The 19,701-nt window shown below is 56.3% G+C and carries 17 protein-coding genes; all 17 read right to left on the bottom strand.

Going from position 1 to position 19,701, the window contains the following annotated elements; genetic code table 11:
- Positions 1–49: 49 nt before the first annotated feature.
- Complete coding sequence (locus HF675_RS05565; protein WP_105232296.1) at positions 50–439, bottom strand: VOC family protein; 390 nt, start codon at positions 437–439, stop codon at positions 50–52.
- Positions 440–596: 157 nt separating this feature from the next.
- Positions 597–1,556 (bottom strand): acetyl-CoA carboxylase carboxyl transferase subunit alpha, encoded by a 960-nt coding sequence (gene accA / locus HF675_RS05560; RefSeq protein ID WP_105232297.1) that lies wholly within the window; start codon positions 1,554–1,556, stop codon positions 597–599.
- A gap of 12 nt (positions 1,557–1,568) precedes the next feature.
- Positions 1,569–5,057 carry a DNA polymerase III subunit alpha gene (dnaE, locus tag HF675_RS05555; protein ID WP_187044218.1) on the bottom strand — a complete coding sequence of 1,163 codons (3,489 nt, stop codon included), beginning with the start codon at positions 5,055–5,057 and terminating at the stop codon, positions 1,569–1,571.
- A gap of 82 nt (positions 5,058–5,139) precedes the next feature.
- Positions 5,140–5,733: a ribonuclease HII gene (gene rnhB, locus HF675_RS05550; protein WP_105232299.1), complete on the bottom strand. Its 594-nt coding sequence runs from the start codon at positions 5,731–5,733 to the stop codon at positions 5,140–5,142.
- Complete coding sequence (lpxB, locus tag HF675_RS05545) at positions 5,730–6,878, bottom strand: lipid-A-disaccharide synthase (protein ID WP_187044217.1); 1,149 nt, start codon at positions 6,876–6,878, stop codon at positions 5,730–5,732. Before lpxB ends, rnhB begins: the two co-directional genes overlap by 4 nt.
- A gap of 3 nt (positions 6,879–6,881) precedes the next feature.
- A complete protein-coding gene (gene lpxA / locus HF675_RS05540) occupies positions 6,882–7,670 on the bottom strand; it encodes an acyl-ACP--UDP-N-acetylglucosamine O-acyltransferase (RefSeq protein ID WP_105232301.1) in 789 nt (262 codons plus the stop codon).
- Between the two features lie 3 nt (positions 7,671–7,673).
- Positions 7,674–8,129, bottom strand: a complete 456-nt coding sequence (gene fabZ / locus HF675_RS05535; protein WP_015673553.1) for a 3-hydroxyacyl-ACP dehydratase FabZ — start codon at positions 8,127–8,129, stop codon at positions 7,674–7,676.
- A 283-nt stretch (positions 8,130–8,412) separates the two neighbouring features.
- On the bottom strand, positions 8,413–9,447 hold the full coding sequence (lpxD, locus tag HF675_RS05530; RefSeq protein WP_105232302.1) for a UDP-3-O-(3-hydroxymyristoyl)glucosamine N-acyltransferase: 1,035 nt from the start codon (positions 9,445–9,447) through the stop codon (positions 8,413–8,415).
- A gap of 3 nt (positions 9,448–9,450) precedes the next feature.
- Positions 9,451–9,948: a molecular chaperone Skp gene (gene skp, locus HF675_RS05525; RefSeq protein WP_105232303.1), complete on the bottom strand. Its 498-nt coding sequence runs from the start codon at positions 9,946–9,948 to the stop codon at positions 9,451–9,453.
- 156 nt (positions 9,949–10,104) lie between these two features.
- Positions 10,105–12,507, bottom strand: coding sequence for an outer membrane protein assembly factor BamA (gene bamA, locus HF675_RS05520; protein ID WP_105232304.1), 2,403 nt, complete (start codon positions 12,505–12,507; stop codon positions 10,105–10,107).
- 35 nt (positions 12,508–12,542) lie between these two features.
- Positions 12,543–13,895 (bottom strand): sigma E protease regulator RseP, encoded by a 1,353-nt coding sequence (gene rseP / locus HF675_RS05515; RefSeq protein ID WP_105233490.1) that lies wholly within the window; start codon positions 13,893–13,895, stop codon positions 12,543–12,545.
- 28 nt (positions 13,896–13,923) lie between these two features.
- Positions 13,924–14,772 carry a phosphatidate cytidylyltransferase gene (cdsA, locus tag HF675_RS05510; RefSeq protein WP_015673558.1) on the bottom strand — a complete coding sequence of 283 codons (849 nt, stop codon included), beginning with the start codon at positions 14,770–14,772 and terminating at the stop codon, positions 13,924–13,926.
- A gap of 9 nt (positions 14,773–14,781) precedes the next feature.
- Positions 14,782–15,540 carry a (2E,6E)-farnesyl-diphosphate-specific ditrans,polycis-undecaprenyl-diphosphate synthase gene (gene ispU, locus HF675_RS05505; protein WP_054306199.1) on the bottom strand — a complete coding sequence of 253 codons (759 nt, stop codon included), beginning with the start codon at positions 15,538–15,540 and terminating at the stop codon, positions 14,782–14,784.
- Positions 15,541–15,822: 282 nt separating this feature from the next.
- Positions 15,823–17,019, bottom strand: a complete 1,197-nt coding sequence (gene ispC, locus HF675_RS05500) for a 1-deoxy-D-xylulose-5-phosphate reductoisomerase (protein WP_111736560.1) — start codon at positions 17,017–17,019, stop codon at positions 15,823–15,825.
- Positions 17,020–17,175: 156 nt separating this feature from the next.
- Entirely contained in the window at positions 17,176–17,733 is a 558-nt protein-coding gene (gene frr / locus HF675_RS05495; RefSeq protein WP_105232306.1) for a ribosome recycling factor, read from the bottom strand.
- Between the two features lie 117 nt (positions 17,734–17,850).
- Positions 17,851–18,576, bottom strand: coding sequence for a UMP kinase (pyrH, locus tag HF675_RS05490; RefSeq protein ID WP_105232307.1), 726 nt, complete (start codon positions 18,574–18,576; stop codon positions 17,851–17,853).
- A 227-nt stretch (positions 18,577–18,803) separates the two neighbouring features.
- The gene (tsf, locus tag HF675_RS05485) at positions 18,804–19,655 is read right to left on the bottom strand and encodes a translation elongation factor Ts (RefSeq protein ID WP_105232308.1); all 852 of its coding nucleotides are present in this window, start codon (positions 19,653–19,655) and stop codon (positions 18,804–18,806) included.
- Between the last annotated feature and the right edge of the window lie 46 nt (positions 19,656–19,701).

Genomic DNA, 19,701 nt, shown 5'->3' with positions numbered 1-19,701 from the left:
AATAGCATATTCAGCCTGCAACCTGAGCCATTACGCGCCGATTAAGCATTCATTGTTCATATAATTCTAGCGGCAAGCCATCCGGATCGCTGAAGAATGTGAACCGCGACTCGGTATAAGGGTCAACCCGCACCGGCTCGCACTCTACGCCGGCCGCCTGCAGCTGCGCCACCGCCTGTTCAATATCCGCAACGCTGAACGCCAGATGACGTAGGCCGCAGGCTTCCGGGCGATTGACCCGCGCCGGCGGCGACGGAAAGGAAAACAGCTCAATCACATACTGGCCGTTCAACGCCAGATCGCCCTTCCAGGAGTCACGCTCCGCGCGATAATACTCGCCCTGCAGCGTGAAGCCCAGAATATCGCAGTAAAAACGCTTACTTACGGCATAATCGGACGCGATAATCGCAATATGGTGCACCTGACGTAATGCCAGCATAGTTTTCTCCTTTTATTCAGACCGTTAGCAACATATCGGCCGGCTTTGCCGCCGTCAACGGGGAAACGGCCGAAAACGCCGTTGCCGATCAAAGCGGATGCGCCAAATCGCAGGCATAAAAAAACCGCCCGCAGGCGGTTTTTGATCGGCACCGGGATCAGCAGTAGCCGTAGTTCATCAGGCGCTGATAGCGGCGGTTAAGCAGCTCTTCTTTGTTCAGCCCGTCGAGATCGGTCAGATCCGCCAGCAGTTGCGCCTTCAGCGATTCGGCAATCGCCGGTACATCGCGGTGAGCGCCGCCCAACGGCTCCGGGATAACCGAGTCGATCAGCTGCAGCTCTTTCAGGCGCGGTGCGGTGATGCCCATCGCCTCAGCGGCAATCGGCGCTTTGTCCGCGCTCTTCCACAGGATAGAGGCGCAGCCTTCCGGCGAAATCACCGAATAGGTGCTGTACTGCAGCATATTGACTTTGTCGCCCACGCCGATAGCCAGCGCGCCGCCGGAGCCGCCTTCGCCGATGACCGTACAGATCACCGGCACGTTGAGACGCGACATCTCACGCAGGTTGCGGGCAATAGCTTCCGACTGGCCGCGCTCTTCTGCGCCCACGCCCGGATAGGCGCCCGGAGTATCGATAAAGGTGATGATAGGCATGTTAAAGCGCGAGGCCATTTCCATCAGGCGCAGCGCCTTACGGTAGCCTTCCGGCGCCGGCATGCCGAAGTTGCGACGAATTTTTTCCTTCGTCTCACGACCTTTCTGGTGGCCGATAATCATCACCGGACGGCCTTCCAGACGCGCGATGCCGCCGACGATGGCTTTATCATCAGCATAGGCGCGGTCGCCTGCCAGCTCTTCAAAATCGGTAAAGATATGTTCGATATAATCCAGGGTATAAGGACGGCGCGGGTGGCGTGCCAGTTGAGCAACTTGCCAGGCCCCAAGATCGGAAAAAATCTTGCGCGTCAGCTCAACGCTCTTTTCACGCAGGCGCTGAACTTCTTCGTCCAGATTAATATCTAATTTTTCGTCTTGACGGCTGACGGCAGTCAGCGAGTCAATTTTCGCTTCCAGCTCTGCAATCGGCTGTTCAAAATCAAGAAAATTCAGACTCATAGCATTCCTATATTAGTCAAATTCCAGTTCCACCTGCTCATTACCTACCAAAGTCCGTAAGTCTATCAACAAGCGGTCCGTGGGCGTCACTCGCCAGGTTGCGCCAAAACGCAGCTTGGCACGAGCGTCGACCCGTTGATAGTACAGATGCACTGGAATCGTCCCCGATCGATGGGGTTCCAACGACTGGCGGAGACGGTTCAAAAGCTGGTCATCAATTTGCCTGTCCGTCAGCGAGATAGCAAGCCCACGAGCATATTTTTCACGGGCTTCACTGATGTCCATTAGCTCGCGGGCGGTCATTTTAAGCCCACCGCTAAAGTCATCAAAGCTGACCTGTCCACTGGCAATCAGGATACGGTCTTTTTCCAACAAATGCTGGTATTTTTCTAACGCGTCGGTAAATAACATCACCTCCAGGCGTCCGGAACGGTCATCCAGGGTGCAAATACCGATACGATTGCCGCGCTTGGTGACCATCACGCGCGCAGCGACCACCAGCCCGACGGCGGTAGTCATTTTGCCCCGATCCGTCGGGTGCATATCTTTCAAACGCAGGCCGCCGGCGTAGCGTTCGATCTCCTTCAGGTACTGGGTAATCGGGTGGCCGGTCAAATACAGCCCCAGCGTTTCCCGCTCACCGTCCAGCACCACCTGCTCCTGCCACGGCGCCACGTTGGCGTAGGACTGTTCCACCTGTTCCGGCGCTTCCGCCAGTACGCCAAACATATCCACCTGGCCGATAGCCTCGGCCTTGGCATGCTGGTCCGCCGCTTTCAATGCATCAGGCAGCGAGTTCATCAGCGCGGCGCGGTGCGGCCCCAACCGGTCGAATGCGCCGGACATAATCAGCTTTTCCAGAATACGCCGGTTAAGCTTTTTGATATCCGAGCGCGCGCACAGGTCAAACAGATCTTTAAAATAGCCCTGCTCGCCGCTGTTGCGTGCTTCAAGAATAGCCTCAATCGGCCCTTCACCCACGCCTTTAATCGCGCCGATACCGTAAACGATCTCGCCGTCATCATTGACGTGGAAGTGATACAGGCCGCTGTTGATGTCCGGCGGCAGGATCTTCAGCCCCATGCGCCAGCATTCGTCCACCAGGCCGACCACCTTATCGGTGTTGTCCATATCGGCGGTCATCACCGCCGCCATAAACTCGGCCGGATAATGCGCTTTCAGCCACAGCGTCTGGTAGGATACCAGCGCATAGGCGGCAGAGTGGGATTTGTTAAAGCCGTAACCGGCGAATTTCTCCACCAGGTCAAAGATTTTCATCGACAGTTCGCCGTCGACGCCGATGCTCTTCGCGCCATCTTCAAACACCGAGCGCTGTTTCGCCATCTCTTCCGGCTTTTTCTTACCCATTGCACGACGCAGCATATCCGCGCCGCCCAGCGTATAGCCGGCCAGCACCTGGGCAATCTGCATCACCTGTTCCTGATACAGGATAATGCCGTAGGTCGGCTCCAGCACCGGTTTAAGCGACTCATGCTGCCACTGGATATCCGGGTAGGAGATCTCTTCACGACCGTGCTTACGGTCGATAAAGTTATCTACCATGCCGGACTGCAGCGGCCCCGGGCGGAACAGCGCCACCAGTGCGATCATATCTTCGAAACAGTCGGGCTTCAGGCGTTTGATCAGGTCTTTCATACCGCGCGATTCAAGCTGGAATACCGCCGTGGTTTCCGAGCGCTGCAGCATATCGAAACTTTTCTTGTCATCGAGCGGGATCGCCGCGATATCTATCGGCTCCTCGCCGCTTTTGGCGCGCCGGGCGTTGATCATCTCCAGCGCCCAGTCGATGATGGTCAGAGTACGCAGCCCCAGGAAGTCAAACTTCACCAGACCGGCGTATTCCACATCGTTCTTGTCGAACTGCGTCACCGGGTGATGCCCTTCGGCGTCGCAGTACAGCGGCGCGAAGTCGGTAATCTTGGTCGGCGCGATCACCACGCCCCCGGCGTGTTTACCGGCGTTACGGGTGACGCCTTCCAGCTTGCGCGCCATATCGATCAGCGCTTTGACCTCTTCATCCGCCTCATAGATTTCCGGCAGCTGCGGCTCGGCGGCAAAGGCTTTCTCCAGCGTCATGCCCGGGTCAGGCGGCACCAGCTTGGAGATACGGTCAACGAAGCCATACGGATGCCCCAGCACGCGGCCCACGTCGCGGATTACCGCTTTCGCCGCCATGGTGCCGAAGGTAATAATCTGCGATACCGCCTCGCGGCCGTACATGTCCGCCACGTGCTCGATCACCCGGTCGCGTTTTTCCATGCAGAAGTCGACATCGAAGTCGGGCATCGAGACACGTTCCGGGTTAAGGAAACGTTCGAACAGCAGATCGAACTCCAGCGGATCCAGATCGGTGATTTTCAGCGCGTAGGCCACCAGTGAGCCGGCACCAGAGCCACGTCCCGGCCCTACCGGCACATCGTTATCCTTCGACCACTGGATAAACTCCATCACGATCAGGAAGTAGCCGGGGAAACCCATCTGGTTGATGACCTTCAGCTCGATATCCAGACGCTCATCATATTCAGGGCGTCGCTGGGCGCGAACCTCCGGATCCGGGTACAGAAACTCGAGGCGCTCTTCCAGCCCCTCTTTCGACTTGGCGACCAGGAAGTCTTCGGTGGTCATCTCACCGGTCGGGAACTGCGGCAGGAAATATTCGCCCAGACGGATGGTGACGTTGCAGCGCTTGGCGATTTCAACGCTGTTGATCAGCGCCTCAGGAATATCGGCAAACAGCTCGCACATCTCATCTTCGCTGCGCATATACTGCTGCGCGCTATAGTTGCGCGGGCGTTTGGGATCGTCGAGGGTAAAGCCGTCATGGATAGCGACGCGAATTTCATGCGCGTCAAAATCGTCTTCTACCAGGAAACGTACGTCGTTGGTGGCCACCACCGGCAGGCCGCGTTCAGCCGCCAACGCCACCGCCGCGTGCAGGTAGTTCTCCTCGTCCGGGCGTCCGGTGCGGATCAGCTCCAGGTAGTAACTGTCGGGGAAGTATTGTTGGTAAAAATCCAGACACTGATCGACCTGCGCCTGGTTGCCGCGCAGCATAAATTTGCCCACGTCGCCCATTCTGGCGCCGGACAGCAGAATCAGCCCTTCGCGGTATTCAATCAGCCAGTCGCGGTCGATAATCGGCCCTGCCGCGCCGTAGCCGCGCTGGTAAGCACGGGAAATCAGCAGCGTCAGGTTTTGATAGCCGGTGTTGTTCGCCGCCAGTACCGTCAGCTCAGCCAGCTCATCGCCCAGCACGTCGCTCTGTACGTGGAAATCTGCGCCGATGATCGGCTTTACCCCGGCGCCGTGCGCCGTGCCATAAAATTTCACCAGGCCGCACAGGTTGGTAAAGTCGGTGATGGCCAGCGCCGGCATGGCAAGCGCCGCGGCCCTCTTCACCAACGGGCCGGTCTTGGCGAGTCCATCTATCATGGAGTAGTCGCTGTGAACGCGCAGGTGAATAAAACGAGGTTCGGCCATATCCAGATACCAAAATGGGGGGCTCAGCAGGCTGAACCCGGGTTAACTCCAGCGTATTGTCAGGCCCGGTTCGGCCCACAGATTACAGCTCCAGCGCCCGTCTTACCGGGGCAAAGCTGCGACGATGATGTTCGGTGGCGCCCAACGCGGCCAGCCGCTCCAGATGGAAAGCGGTCGGATAGCCTTTATGCTGCGCAAAGCCATATTCCGGAAAAGCGCGATCCAGCTCGGTCATTTCACGGTCGCGCGTCACCTTCGCCAGGATAGACGCCGCGCTGATTTCCGCCACGCGGCTGTCGCCTTTGACCACTGCCTGCGCACGCATCGGCAGCGCCGGGCAGCGATTACCGTCGATTAAAACCATATCCGGCTCAATATGCAACCCGGCCACCGCCCGCTGCATCGCCAGCATCGTGGCATGCAAAATATTCAGACGGTCAATCTCTTCCGGCTCGGCACGCCCGAGGCTCCAGGAGAGCGCCTTGGCGAGGATCTCATCATACAGCGCCAGCCGGCGCTTTTCGCTGAGCTTTTTCGAATCGGCCAGGCCGACGATCGGTTGCGCCGGGTCAAGGATCACTGCAGCGGTAACCACCGCGCCGACCAGCGGGCCGCGCCCGACTTCATCCACGCCGGCAATCAGCCGGGCGTCGGGGTAGATAAAGGCTTCAGTCATTTGTTCGCCAGCTCCAACACAGCCTGAGCGGCCTGTTCGTCTGCATCGCAGCGGATGCTCTGATGCAGTTCAAGGAAAGTCTGTTTCAACTGCTCCGCCTGCGGGCTATCTTCCAGCAGAGGAAGCAACGCTGCGGCCAGCTTGTCCGGTACGCAGTCGTGCTGCAACAGCTCGGTGACGATTTCACGCCCGGCCAGCAGGTTCGGCAGCGAAACGTACGGCGTTTTCACCAGCCGCTGCGCCAGCCAGAAAGTGAACGGCTTCATACGATAGCCCACCACCATCGGACACTTGGCCAACATGCACTCCAGCGCAGCGGTGCCGGAAGCCAGCAGTGCCGCATCGCTGGCGATCATCGCCTCGCGCGCTTTGCCGTCCAGCAGATGGGCGGGCAGATCCGGCGCTACCTGCGCCTTGATGCGCTCGAACTGTTCGCGCCGCTTGGCATTCACCAGCGGCACCACCACTTCGAGGTCCGGATAGCGGGTGCGTAACAGCTGCGCGGTTTGTAGGAAATCGGCGCTCAGCATCTCCACTTCCGCACCGCGGCTGCCCGGCAGCAGCGCCAGACAGCGCGCCTCCGGCGCAATGCCCAATGCGGCACGTGCGGCCAGTTTATCCGGCTGCAGCGGCATCGCATCGGCCATGGTATGGCCGATAAAACGGCAGGGAACGTTGAAACGATCGTAAAACGCTTTTTCAAAAGGGAGAAACGCCAACACCAGGTCGGTCGCTTTGCCTATTTTGAAAACGCGCTTTTGACGCCAGGCCCAGACGGACGGGCTGACATAGTGAATGGTGCGAATGCCGCGCTGTTTCAGGCGGCCTTCCAGCGTGATATTGAAGTCTGGCGCGTCAATACCGACAAACACGTCAGGCGCCAGTTCGCTGAAGCGGCGGGTCAGATCCTTACGAATCTTCAGCAGACGGGGCAAGCGCTCCAGCACTTCCACCACGCCCATTACCGCCAGCTCCTCCATGTCGTACCAGGCTTCGCATCCCTCGGCCTGCATCAGCGGGCCGGCGACGCCGACAAAGCGCGCATTCGGGTGCTTCGCTTTCAGCGCGCGAATCAATCCGGCGCCAAGAATGTCGCCGGAGGTCTCGCCGGCGACCAGTCCGATAGTCAATGGACGCGTTGACATAGATCAGCGAATAATGCCGCGGGTGGAACGCGCGAAGAAATCGAGGAACTGCTTCACTACCGGCTGCTGCTGCGCCAGCGCTTCGATTTCCGTCTTGGCTTCGTCCAGCGTTTTTTCGCTGCGATACAGAGTCTTGTAAGCGTTACGGATCGCCTGCATTTCATCCTTATCAAAGCCGCGACGTTTCAGGCCAACGGCATTCACGCCGAACGGCGTTGCATGGTTGCCCTGCGCGATAACGAAAGGCGGCACATCCTGCGCAACGCCGGAGCAGCCGCCAACCATGACGTGCGCGCCGATAATGCAGAACTGGTGAATAGCCGTCATACCGCCGATGATCGCATGATCGTCGATCTCCACATGGCCCGCCAACGTCGCATTGTTGGCAAGTATGCAGGAATTCCCCACCACGCAGTCGTGAGCCACGTGCACATTAACCATCAGCAGGTTATCGTTGCCGACTTTGGTCACGTTGGTGCCCTGCGCCGTACCGCGGTGAATGGTTACGCTCTCGCGAATGCGGTTACGGTCGCCGATTTCAACGCGCGTCGGTTCGCCCGCATATTTCAGATCCTGGTTCACTTCGCCGATAGAGGCGAACTGATAAATCTGGTTTTCGCGGCCAATTTTGGTGATGCCATTGACCACTACGTGAGATTTAAGCACCGTGCCTTCGCCGATTTCCACCTGGGAGCCGACGTAACAGAAAGGGCCAATGTGCGCTCCGGCGCCGATAACGGCACCGTCTTCAACAATTGCGCTTGGGTGGATAAAGGCGGTTTGGTCTATCACGGATTATGCCTCCCGGCTGCGGGCACACATCATGGTTGCTTCGCAGACAATTTTACCGTCGACGGTCGCCACGCCTTTAAAGCGCGTCAGGCCACGACGAGTTTTCTCGAAAGTGACTTCCATAATCATCTGGTCGCCAGGCACGACAGGACGCTTGAAGCGCGCTTCGTCAATACCGGCAAAATAGTACAGCTCGCCCGGCTCCAGCTTGCCGACGCTTTTAAACGCCAGAATACCGGTAGCCTGCGCCATGGCTTCCAGGATCAATACGCCTGGGAAAATCGGCTTGCCAGGGAAGTGGCCCTGGAAAAACGGCTCGTTAACGGAAACGTTTTTTACCGCACGCAGATATTTATGCTCTTCAAACTCAAGTACACGGTCAACCAGCAAGAATGGATAACGATGAGGGAGCAGTTCCAAAATTTCTGCAATATCTAGAGTATGAGTGTCAGTAGTCAAAATACTCTTCCTGTCTCTAAAAACTGATGGCATCAACAACACGGCCTGCGTTGACCCCAAAAAGGAGATCATCAGGCAGGCCGCAAATTCACAACACTTTGCGCTTTTAGCCGCGAGCGGCCAACGCGTTTCGTTTTTCTACCCAGTTAGGCGGGCGGCGGTGATTATACCCATCATCCTGCAAGCTGCATCTTTATTTTGCACTTCGTTTCCCTATACGTGCACGATATTGCCTGCAGTATTTCATTTTGGGACTGAATACGCCGTGATGCAGCGGGCAAGCTTATTGGGAATCGTCGTCTTTACCGACTTTTCGTTCGACAGCTTTCAAACGCTTGCTGATCTCATCGATATTCATCACCAACGCGGCGGTTTTACGCCAAGCTTTATTGGGTTGTAACGGAATACCCGAAGAGTATACCCCAGGTTTGGTGATTGGTCGCATAACCATTCCCATTCCCGTGACCACCACCTGGTCGGCAATCTCCATGTGACCGTTGATCACGCTGGCGCCGCCGATCTGGCAATAGCGGCCTATTTTCAGACTGCCAGCCATGATGACGCCACCGGCAACGGCGGTATTTTCGCCAATCACCACGTTATGCGCAATTTGGCATTGGTTGTCGATGATAACACCATTTCCGATCAGAGTGTTATCCAGCGCACCGCGGTCAATGGTGGTGCAGGCGCCAATCTCGACGCAATCGCCGATGATGACCGTGCCCAGTTGGGGGATCTTCACCCAGTTTCCGCGTTCGTTGGCATAGCCGAAGCCGTCTGCGCCAATCACCGTCCCCGACTGAATCAGGCAGCGTTGCCCAATTTCAACCTCATGATAGACGGTGACGTTTGCCCATAAGCGCGTACCCGCGCCCAGGCGAGCATTCTTGCCGATAAAACAGCCCGGGCCGATAACCACGTTATCGCCGAGCACCGCGCCTGACTCAATAACCGCATTCGCGCCGACGGCCACGTTCTGCCCAAGCTGCGCTTCAGGAGAAATTACCGCGCTTGGCGCGATATCCTGAGCCGGTGCCGGCGTGGTGTCCATCAGTTGCGCCATGCGCGCATAGGTCAGGTAGGGATTCTTTACCACCAGCGCCGCGCTGCGGCAGTGTGGCAGATCTGCTTCAGTCAGCACCACGGCGCTGGCCTGACAGGAAGACAGCTGCTGTTGATAGCGGCTGTTTGACAAAAACGTAATTTGGCCAGTTTGTGCGGAATGCATAGAAGCAATGCCGGTGATGACGAGATCGCCATCACCGTGCAATTGTGCATCCAACTGCTGCGCTAAATCAGCCAGTCGAATTGAAGGCATGTTTTATTTAACCTGTTTCAGCACGTCAGCAGTGATGTCTTTGGAAGAACCTGCGTAAGCTACGGCGTTGGCGTCGATCACCACGTCATAACCTTCTTTGCTGGCAACAGTTTTCACTGCATCCTGAATACGGCTCAGGATCTTGTTACGCTCTTCCATCTGACGACGGCGATTGTCCTGCTCGAAAGACTGAGCTTTCTTGGAGAACTGCTCGCGCTGCGCCATCACGTCTTTTTCCAGCTTGCTGCGTTCGCTCGCCTTCATCGTAGAGCCGTCACGCTGCAGTCGCTGCATTTTAGTCTGCAGGCTGCGTTCCATGTTCTGGAGTTCACTTGCACGGCCTTTGAATTCGTTTTCCAGTTGTTTCGCCACGGTTTCGCGTGCTGGCAACTGTTGGAAAATGCTGGAAACGTTAACGACAGCAATACTGTCAGCAGCCTGAACACTCGCTGAAGCAGCCATTGCTAAACCGAGGCCTGCGGCACACAACCACTTTTTCACTATAAACTCCTTACCATCACCGTTTGTGTCATTCGACACGTGAAATACACAATCTGCCAGACTTATCTCACGAAACAATGAGACTTTTCTCCCTCTGTCGCTTTGACAGTCTGGCTATTGCGATTCTTAGCAACGTTTTACACAGAGGTAAAACCGTTACCAGGTCTTACCAATATTAAACTGGAACTGCTCGGATTTATCGCCTTCGTAATCCTTAAGCGGGTTGGCGTAAGAGAACACCAACGGCCCCAGCGGCGACATCCACTGCAGCGCAATACCGGCGGACACGCGAATGTTGCCTGGTTTGCTGTAATCCGGAATATCGAAACCAGCGGTCTGGTTCTTCTCCCAGTTGGTATCCCACACGGTACCCGCATCGACGAACAGCGAGGTACGTACCGAGTTAGCGTATTTTTCGCTGATAAACGGCGTAGGCGTAATCAACTCCATGCTGGCGACCGCCATGGCGTTGCCGCCGACCGCATCGTCAGAGCCGCACAGCTTGGTGCCGTTGCTGCAGCTGTAGGAGTTGGAATTGTAGTACACCGCTTTCGGACCAATGGTATTGGACTGGAAGCCACGCACGGAGCTGGAACCGCCGGCATAGAAGTTCTCATAGAACGGCATTTCCTTACCGCCCAGACCGTCGGCATAGCCCAGACGGCCACGGCCCAACAGCACCCAGGTGCGATCTTCGTTGATCGGCACGTACTGTACGCTGTCCAACGTCAGTTTGTAGTATTCGTTGTCAGAGCCAGGAATGGTGATTTTACCATTCAGGGTGGTGCGGTTACCGGAGGTCGGGAAATAACCACGGTCAAGGTTGTTGTACGTCCAGCCCAGGTTCAGCGTGAAGTCATCCGCCTTATAGCTGGCGCGATCCATGGTGTTCGGATCCTGCCCCATCGAGTTCAGATAACGCCACATGGCGATCTGCGGCTGCATGTCGGACAGGCTGTTATGCACATAGCCCAGGCCGGCGCGCAGCGAGTTGTTCTCGTTGATTGGGAAACCCAGCGTACCGTCAACGCCGTAGCTGCTGTTGGTATAATCAGACAGGTCTGCGTCGTCGGCCTTAAAGTCGTTATAGAAGATACGACCGCCCAGGCTCACACCGTCAACGGTGAAGTATGGGTTGGTGGCGGACAGTTCCGCATAGGTCTGATAGTCGTTCTTGGTGCCGCTGACGCCCACCGAGTAACCGGTGCCCAGCCAGTTGTCCTGCTGAACGCCAACCTGGAAGCTGACGCCGCTTTCCGTACCGTAACCTACGCCGAAGTTGAACGTACCGGTGTTGCGCTCTTTCACCTTGTAGGTGACGTCAACCTGATCGGCAGTACCCGGCACGCGTTGCGTTTCAACGTCCACGGTTTCGAAGTAGCCCAGACGGTTCAGACGCTCTTTGCCCTGCTCAACCTGGTCATTGCCCAGCCATGAGCCTTCCATCTGACGCATTTCACGGCGCAGTACGGAATCTTTGCTGGTGTCGTTACCTTCGAACTTGATGCGGCGCACATAGAAGCGGTTGCCCGCGTCGATATTGACGTGCAGCTTGACGGTTTTATCCGCATCGTTGATTTCCGGCTGAGTCTGTACGCGCGGGTAGGCGTAACCATAACGGCCCAACATCTTCTTGATGTTATCTTCCATTTTGGTCACTTTGCTGCCGTTGTACAGTTCGCCCGGCTCAATCTTGGTCAACTGGGCGACTTCGGCCGAATGGCCGGCCAGGTTGCCGTTCACCACCACGTCAGAAAGCTTGTACTGATCGCCTTCGGTGATGTTGATGGTGATGTAGATGCCTTTCTTGTCCGGCGTCAGGCTGACCTGCGTCGAATCAATGTTGAAACGCGCGTAACCGCGGTCCAGATAGAAGCTGCGCAGGGTTTCAAGATCGCCCGCCAGTTTCTGCTTCTGGTATTTGCGATCGCCGACCACGTTCCACCATGGCACCTCATCACGCAGTTGGAAACGTGAAATCAGTTCATCGTTGGTGAAGGCATGGTTGCCGACGATGTTGATCTGTTGAATTTTTGCGGAAACCCCTTCCGTGAACACCAGCTTCAGGTCAACACGGTTGCGCGGCAGTGGCGTCACCACGGCTTTCACCGAGGCGCTGTACTTACCAACGCTGTAGTAGAAGTCTTCCAGGCCTTTTTCAATACTGGAAATCGTGGTGCGGTCGAGCGCTTCGCCAACCCGGACGCCAGAGGCTTCCAGGTTTTGCTTGAGCATGTCATCTTTCACCGACTTGTTGCCGGAGAAGGTGATGCTGGCAATGGTAGGACGTTCCTTAACCTGCACGATCAACGTATTACCATCGCGCAGTACGCGCACGTCCTCGAAGTTGCCGGTGGCAAACAAGGCACGAATGGTATTACTGATGTCATCGTCAGTGACGGTATCGCCTACGCGAACCGGCATGTTGAGTAACGCCGCACCGACGGCGACCCGCTGCAGGCCTTCGAAATGAATGTCTTTCACCACGAACCCGTCTGCACCGTATACGGTGGCGCTGCCAAACAGCAGCGACGCTATGAGCAACTTTTTCATCGCCATCGTTGTTATGCGTTCTTCCTAACCTATCCCCGCCCTTACAGGCGAGAAAAATCATTGAAAAGTGCAAGACCCATTAACAGTACCAGCAAAATCGAACCTATGCGGTAGCTGTAGTCCTGTACTCGCTCGGAAACCGGGCCACCCTTCAGCTTTTCTATCGCCAGGAAGAGGAGGTGCCCACCATCTAACACCGGTAATGGGAACAGGTTGATGATCCCCAGGTTGACGCTAATCAACGCCAGGAACATCAGGTAATACACAAACCCGACCCCGGCTGAAGCCCCGGCGCCCTGTGCTATGGAAATCGGGCCGCTCAGGTTGTTCAGCTTCACATCACCGGTTATTAATTTACCCAGCATGCTGACCGTTAGGCGCATGATTTGCCAGGTCTTGTCCCCGGCCTGATACAGCGCCGAGAACGGTCCAAACTGACGAATCGTCTTGTACTCATCCGGCAGCGGCAACACTTTCGGAATAATACCGGCAAAGCCGATGTCCTTTCCTGCCGCCGTCTTGCTATCCGGAACCAGCGTCAATGACAACGGCGCGCCGTTTCGCTCAATCTCTAAAGCCAGCGGCTGCCCCGGGCCGTCGTGAATTCGCTTCACCAACGTTTGCCAACGTCCTAAAGGCTGACCATCGACTTTAACGATCCTGTCCCCGGCTTGCAAACCCGCTTTTTGCGCTGCCGAACCGGATTGCACCTGTGCCAATACCGATTCAATCTGCGGCCCGCGGGGAATAATCCCCAGTGAAACCACCGGATCCTGCTTGTCTGGCTCAAAATTCCACTGGCGTAAATCCAGGGTTTTATTTACCACCTGCGATGTGCCAAAAGGCGCAATCCCTACTTCGGTTTTCTCATCGCCAATCTTGGTCACCAGCGCCAGACGAACAGCTTCCCAATCAGGCGTTTCGATACCGCCAACGGACTTTAGTTCCATTCCTGGTGAAATTTGCGCCTGAGCGGCGATAGATTGTGGTGATATTTCGCCAATAACCGGACGAAAACTAGGGACGCCGATGATAAACACCAGCCAGTAAGCAACCACGGCGAACAGGAAGTTCGCGATTGGCCCTGCGCTGACAATGGCGGCGCGCTGCCAGACGGTTTTATTGTTAAAGGCCTGGTGACGCCGCTCAGGCGCCACCGTCTCCACGCGCTCATCCAGCATTTTGACGTAGCCGCCCAGCGGGATCAACGCGATAACGAATTCGGTGCCGTGACGGTCGGTGCGCCGCCACAGGGCGCGGCCAAAGCCGATGGAGAAGCGTTCAACGCGGACGCCGCAGCGACGGGCCACCCAAAAGTGCCCGAACTCATGCACGGTAATCAATATACCGAGTGCAATAATAAACGCTACCAGGTTCCAGAGCACGCTGAACATCATCCCTACACTCCCCGTCACGGACGGATTAAAACACTAACAGCATCAAACAGGCAAATACCGGCACGGCGGCGGTCAGGCTGTCGATACGATCCAGTATCCCGCCATGTCCCGGAATCAGATGGCCGCTGTCCTTGATGCCCGCTTCCCGTTTGAACATGCTCTCGGTGAGGTCGCCCAGCACCGAGGCCAGCGCGGCAGTCACCGAACAAACCAGCAGAGTTGCCGGCACCACGTTCAGCGGCGCATAGCGGCCAAACAGCCAGGAAATCAGCGCCGAGGTCACCAGACCGCCGATCAGACCTTCCCAGGTTTTACCCGGCGAAACCTTCGGTGCCAGCTTGTGTTTGCCGAACAGTTTGCCGAAGACGTAGGCGCCGGAATCCGCACCCCATACCAGCAGCATCACATACAGCAGCCACCAGGCACCGGTAAAATGGTTTTGCTCATAGCCGAACTGACGCAGCGCCAGCATGCCCCAAAAGAACGGCACGATAGTCAGGATACCGAATACCAGCCGCAGCGGGCGTGAATTACGCCACAGCCCTGCGGAGCCCGGATAAAACAGCACCAGCAGCAACGCAGCCAGCCACCATCCGAGCGACATCCACAGCGGCCCGCCAACCTGCAGCAGGTGAACGGACTGATGATAGGCCGGTACGCTCAGCATCATCAGCGCCAGTAAAAAGCCGCAGAGTATCGCCAACCAGATACGTTGAGAACGGGAGGCAAACCCGGCCAACTGGCCCCACTCCCACGCAGCTAACATGCACACTACCAGCGTTACCAGGGCAAATCCCACCGGAGGCAGCAAAAACAGCGCTGCAATAACGATCGGTATTAAAATCAGAGCAGTTATGAGGCGATACTTCAGCAAAAGTTCCCCCTAGGACGCATTAGCGCCGATAGGTGTTGTTCCCCCGAAGCGGCGCTCACGTTGTGCAAATGCATTCAGCGCACCTTCAAAGACAAGTTCATCAAAATCAGGCCAGAGTACATCAGTAAAGTAAAGTTCGGCATAAGCGATCTGCCACAGTAAGAAGTTGCTGATGCGGTGTTCACCGCCGGTACGGATCACCAGATCCACCGGCGCCAGATCGCTCATGCAAACCTGTTCGCTCAGCAACTCTTCGCTGATTTGGTCCGGGCGCAGTAAACCTTCCTGCACTTTTTCGGCCAAAGTCTTTACTCCCTGCATGATATCCCAACGACCGCCGTAGTTGGCGGCAATGTTGAGCGTCAGGCCATCGTTATTTTCAGTCAGTTGCTCGGAGCGACGAATACGCTCCTGCAAACGTGCGCTGAATCGGCTGACATCGCCAATCACGCGCAATCTGACGTTATGTTTGTGCAGGCTTTTCACTTCACTGTCCAGGGCGCGCACAAAAAGCTCCATCAATGCGGAGACCTCCTGCGCCGGACGATTCCAGTTCTCACTGCTGAAGGCATAAAGCGTGAGCGCATCCAAATGATGGCTGGCGGCAAAGCTGACGGCTCGGCGCACCGATTTCACCCCTGCTTTATGACCGAAGACACGTAACTTGCCCTGACGTTTAGCCCAACGTCCGTTACCGTCCATAATGATGGCAACGTGACGTGGCCCTGAAATGGACGGATTAGCTTCTTGTTGATTTGCGGACGACATAACTCGTACTTATTTCCTCGATAGAAACACAACAGCCTTTCCGGAACTTCAGGCCCTTGCGCGCAAAAAAAGCCGTGTGCCCGACACGGCTTTTTCGTCTGCACGTCCTGATAGCCCAGACGTCGTCTGGGACGAAGAGGTATTCGGCATACCAATCAGGCCATTATTCAACGGTATAACCGCTGACAGGTGGCGCAGACTATATCACCTCAGCGAAGCCTGAACAAACAGGCCCAGAGCGGCGCGCGCAATTTACGAACAAAATCAGACAATATCACGGGCTCAGGCGCGCTGCGCCTTCACAATTTCAGCGGCAGCAACACGCGCCTGGCGATCGATATCTAAGACCGCGTCAACGCAGGTCGGTTCCTGCAAAGACAGCCGTTCGACAACTTTTTGGTTCACCGCCGCGATATCGGTGAAGCGAATCTGCGCCTGCAGGAAAGCGGCCACCGCCACTTCGTTGGCGGCATTGAGCGCGGTGGTCGCCGCCTGCCCCGCATCAAAGGCCGCAATGGCCAGATGCAGGCAGGGATAACGTTCACGCTCAGGCTCGGAGAAGGTCAACGCGCCGATGCGGCAAAAGTCCAGCGCGGCAACGCCGGAATTCACGCGCTGCGGATAGGCCATCGCGTGGGCGATCGGCGTACGCATATCCGGCGTGCCCAACTGCGCCAGTACGCTGCCGTCGACATAGCGCACCATCGAGTGAATGACCGACTGCGGGTGCAGAATCACTTCCATTTGTTCGGCCGAGGCATTAAACAGCCAGCGGGCCTCAATATATTCCAGACCTTTATTCATCATGGTGGCGGAATCCACCGAGATCTTGCGCCCCATCGACCAGTTGGGATGGGCACACGCCTGATCCGGCGTCATCGCGGCAAACTGCTCCAGCGGCGTGGTACGGAACGGGCCGCCGGAACCGGTCAGCACAATGCGCGAAACACCATGATCTTCCAGTGAAGAGTATCCCAACTGGCGCTGAATGCTCTCAGGTAAACTCTGAAAAATCGCGTTATGCTCGCTATCGAGCGGTAAAAGCTGCGCCTGACTCTGCCGCACCGCATCCATAAACAGACGGCCGCAGGTCACCAGCGACTCTTTATTCGCCAGCAGCACCTGCTTGCCAGCGCGGATTGCCGACAGCGTTGGCAGCAAACCGGCGGCGCCGACGATGGCCGCAGTCACCTGATCGACGTCGTCCAGCGCCGCCAGCTCGCAGGCGGCCTGTTCACCCGCCATCACTTCGGTCGTCACGCCCTGCTCCGCCAGCAGCGTGCGCAGTTGCGCCGCCGAGGCTTCGTCCGCCATCGCCGCATAGGTCGGGCGGAACTCCAGGCACTGCTGCGCCATCACCGTTGCATTACGGCCGGCGACCAGCGCCTTCACGACGAAACGTTCAGGATTCTCCCGTACGACGGCCAGCGTGCTGGTGCCGACGGAGCCGGTGGAGCCAAGAATAGTCAGTTGCTTCATGAGTTCACTCTGAGTAACTGTCTGATAAGATCGATGGGGCTCCAGTGTGAAACCTTGCGCACCGGATGTCCACGATCTTTCAGTACGATAAAACGAGATCTGCGCTGCAAAAAATAAAGCGCCGCCTAAGCGACGCTTTGTTCAGCGCAAAGCCGATTAGAATTCCATCAGCTCTTTTTCTTTCTCCGCCAGAGCGGTGTCTACCAGCTTGATGTAAGCATCGGTCATTTTCTGAATGTCGTCTTGCGCACGACGTTCTTCATCTTCGCTGATTTCCTTGTCTTTCAGCAACGCCTTGACCTTATCGTTGGCATCGCGACGCACGTTACGCACGGACACACGGCCCTGCTCTGCTTCACCACGCACGATCTTAATCAGATCTTTACGACGCTCTTCGGTCAGCGCAGGCAGCGGCACGCGGATATCAGAACCGGCGGAAGACGGGTTCAGACCCAGATCGGAGGTCATGATGGCTTTTTCCACCGCCTGGCTCAGGGAACGATCGAACACGTTGATTTTCAGCGTACGGGAATCTTCCACCGTGATGCTGGCCAGTTGGCGCAGCGGCGTCGCGGCGCCGTAGTATTCCACCATGATGCCGTCAAGAATGCTTGGCGACGCGCGGCCGGTGCGGATTTTGCTGATTTGGTTTTTGAATGCTTCGACGCTTTTTTCCATGCGTGCGTCAGCATCTTTTCTGATGTCATTAATCACGTTGCGAACCTTTGGAAACGGGTTACTTGGCAGGCTTATTATAGCCCGTGAATTTTACTTGCTGGGGACAGGCGCGCACGTCGCCACCCGCCCCGCTCAATCAGTATCGAGCAGCAATTACTTGCTGATCAATGTACCTTCGTTCTCACCCATCACGACGCGACGCAGCGCACCCGGCTTGTTCATATTGAACACGCGGATCGGCAGGCTGTGATCGCGCGCCAGCGTAAACGCGGCCAGATCCATGACTTTCAGTTCACGTTCCAGCACGTCCTGATAGGTTAACTGTTCGTACAGCGTCGCATCCGGGTTTTTCACCGGATCGGCGGAGTATACACCATCCACTTTGGTGGCTTTCAATACCACGTCTGCTTCAATTTCGATCCCACGCAGGCAGGCGGCAGAGTCGGTGGTAAAGAACGGGTTGCCGGTACCGGCGGAGAAAATCACTACGCGGTTGTTACGCAGCAGGCTGATGGCCTCTGCCCAGCTGTAGTTATCACACACGCCATTCAGCGGGATAGCCGACATCAGGCGGGCGTTCACATAGGCACGGTGCAGTGCATCACGCATAGCCAGGCCGTTCATCACGGTAGCCAGCATTCCCATGTGGTCGCCCACTACGCGGTTCATCCCGGCTTGCGCCAGGCCCGCGCCGCGGAACAGGTTGCCACCGCCAATAACTACACCGACCTGAATGCCCAGCTCGACCAGCTCTTTCACTTCCTGAGCCATGCGATCCAAAACGCTCGCGTCGATACCAAAACCTTCTGCGCCTTGCAGGGCTTCGCCGCTCAGTTTGAGCAGGATACGCTGATATACGGGTTTTGCATTGGTTGCCATGGTTATTCTGTCCTAAGCAGCAGTAATAGTATTGGGGGTTTTAGCCGATGAAATGCGCCTGCGCAGAGTATAACCCGGCAGGGCTCGCCATCGGAGTAAATCTGGCTGGATCCGGATAAAGATATATCCTAAATAATTCAGGTTGCAGGAAAAAGGCACCCTACCCGCTGCCTGAAATACGGCGGATATAAAATGGAACCGCCAGACGGCGGTTCCATTAACAGTCATTAAGACTGCTTGCTCATTGCTGCAACTTCAGCAGCAAAGTCAGCTTCAACTTTCTCGATGCCTTCGCCCACTTCGAAGCGGATGAAGTTAACAACGTCAGCGTTGTGCTCTTTCAGCACCTGACCAACGGATTTGCTTGGCTCGATAACGAAAGGCTGACCGGTCAGAGAAACTTCGCCGGTGAATTTCTTCATGCGGCCTTCAACCATTTTCTCTGCGATTTCTTTCGGCTTGCCGGACTGCATAGCGATGTCCAGCTGAACCTGATACTCTTTTTCCACCACTTCGGCAGAAACGTCTTCAGGCTTCACGAACTCAGGTTTGCTGGCCGCAACGTGCATTGCGATCTGCTTAACCAGCTCTTCGTCAGCGCCTTTAGCGGAAACCAGAACGCCGATACGTGCGCCGTGCAGGTAGCTGCCCAGCACGTCGCCTTCCAGTACGGCTACGCGACGAATGTTGATGTTTTCACCAATTTTCGCCACCAGAGCAACGCGCTCTTCTTCGAACTGTGCTTTCAGTACTTCGATGTCAGTTACTTTACCGGCAACGGCCGCGTCCAGCACTTTGTCAGCGAATGCCTGGAAACCAGCGTCTTTAGCCACGAAGTCAGTCTGGCAGTTAACTTCCAGGATCACGCCGTAGTTGCCTTCGATTTTGGTTTTGATCACGCCGTCAGCAGCTACGTTGCCTGCTTTTTTCGCTGCTTTGATCGCACCAGACTTACGCATGTTTTCGATTGCCAGCTCGATGTCGCCGTTGGATTCAACCAGCGCCTTTTTGCAATCCATCATGCCAGCGCCAGTACGCTCACGCAGTTCTTTTACCAGGGCAGCGGTAATATCAGCCATTTTTTAATTCCTCGGTTATCTCACTCGGAGATTTACCCGATACCTT

This window comes from Serratia sp. JUb9 (genome assembly GCF_014298095.1).
Classification (GTDB): Bacteria; Pseudomonadota; Gammaproteobacteria; order Enterobacterales; family Enterobacteriaceae; genus Serratia_B; species Serratia_B rhizosphaerae.
Note: the sequence above shows the minus strand (reverse complement) of the source record. Positions and strands in the feature narration are given on the sequence as shown.

Bases quoted from the DNA above. Each gene is read 5' to 3' on its own strand.
- HF675_RS05565 (WP_105232296.1), bottom strand. From the start codon at position 439: ATGCTGGCATTACGTCAGGTGCACCATATTGCGATTATCGCGTCCGAT.
- accA (WP_105232297.1), bottom strand. From the start codon at position 1,556: ATGAGTCTGAATTTTCTTGATTTTGAACAGCCGATTGCAGAGCTGGAA.
- dnaE (WP_187044218.1), bottom strand. From the start codon at position 5,057: ATGGCCGAACCTCGTTTTATTCACCTGCGCGTTCACAGCGACTACTCC.
- rnhB (WP_105232299.1), bottom strand. From the start codon at position 5,733: ATGACTGAAGCCTTTATCTACCCCGACGCCCGGCTGATTGCCGGCGTG.
- lpxB (WP_187044217.1), bottom strand. From the start codon at position 6,878: ATGTCAACGCGTCCATTGACTATCGGACTGGTCGCCGGCGAGACCTCC.
- lpxD (WP_105232302.1), bottom strand. From the start codon at position 9,447: ATGCCTTCAATTCGACTGGCTGATTTAGCGCAGCAGTTGGATGCACAA.
- bamA (WP_105232304.1), bottom strand. From the start codon at position 12,507: ATGGCGATGAAAAAGTTGCTCATAGCGTCGCTGCTGTTTGGCAGCGCC.
- rseP (WP_105233490.1), bottom strand. From the start codon at position 13,895: ATGTTCAGCGTGCTCTGGAACCTGGTAGCGTTTATTATTGCACTCGGT.
- ispU (WP_054306199.1), bottom strand. From the start codon at position 15,540: ATGTCGTCCGCAAATCAACAAGAAGCTAATCCGTCCATTTCAGGGCCA.
- ispC (WP_111736560.1), bottom strand. From the start codon at position 17,019: ATGAAGCAACTGACTATTCTTGGCTCCACCGGCTCCGTCGGCACCAGC.
- pyrH (WP_105232307.1), bottom strand. From the start codon at position 18,576: ATGGCAACCAATGCAAAACCCGTATATCAGCGTATCCTGCTCAAACTG.
- tsf (WP_105232308.1), bottom strand. From the start codon at position 19,655: ATGGCTGATATTACCGCTGCCCTGGTAAAAGAACTGCGTGAGCGTACT.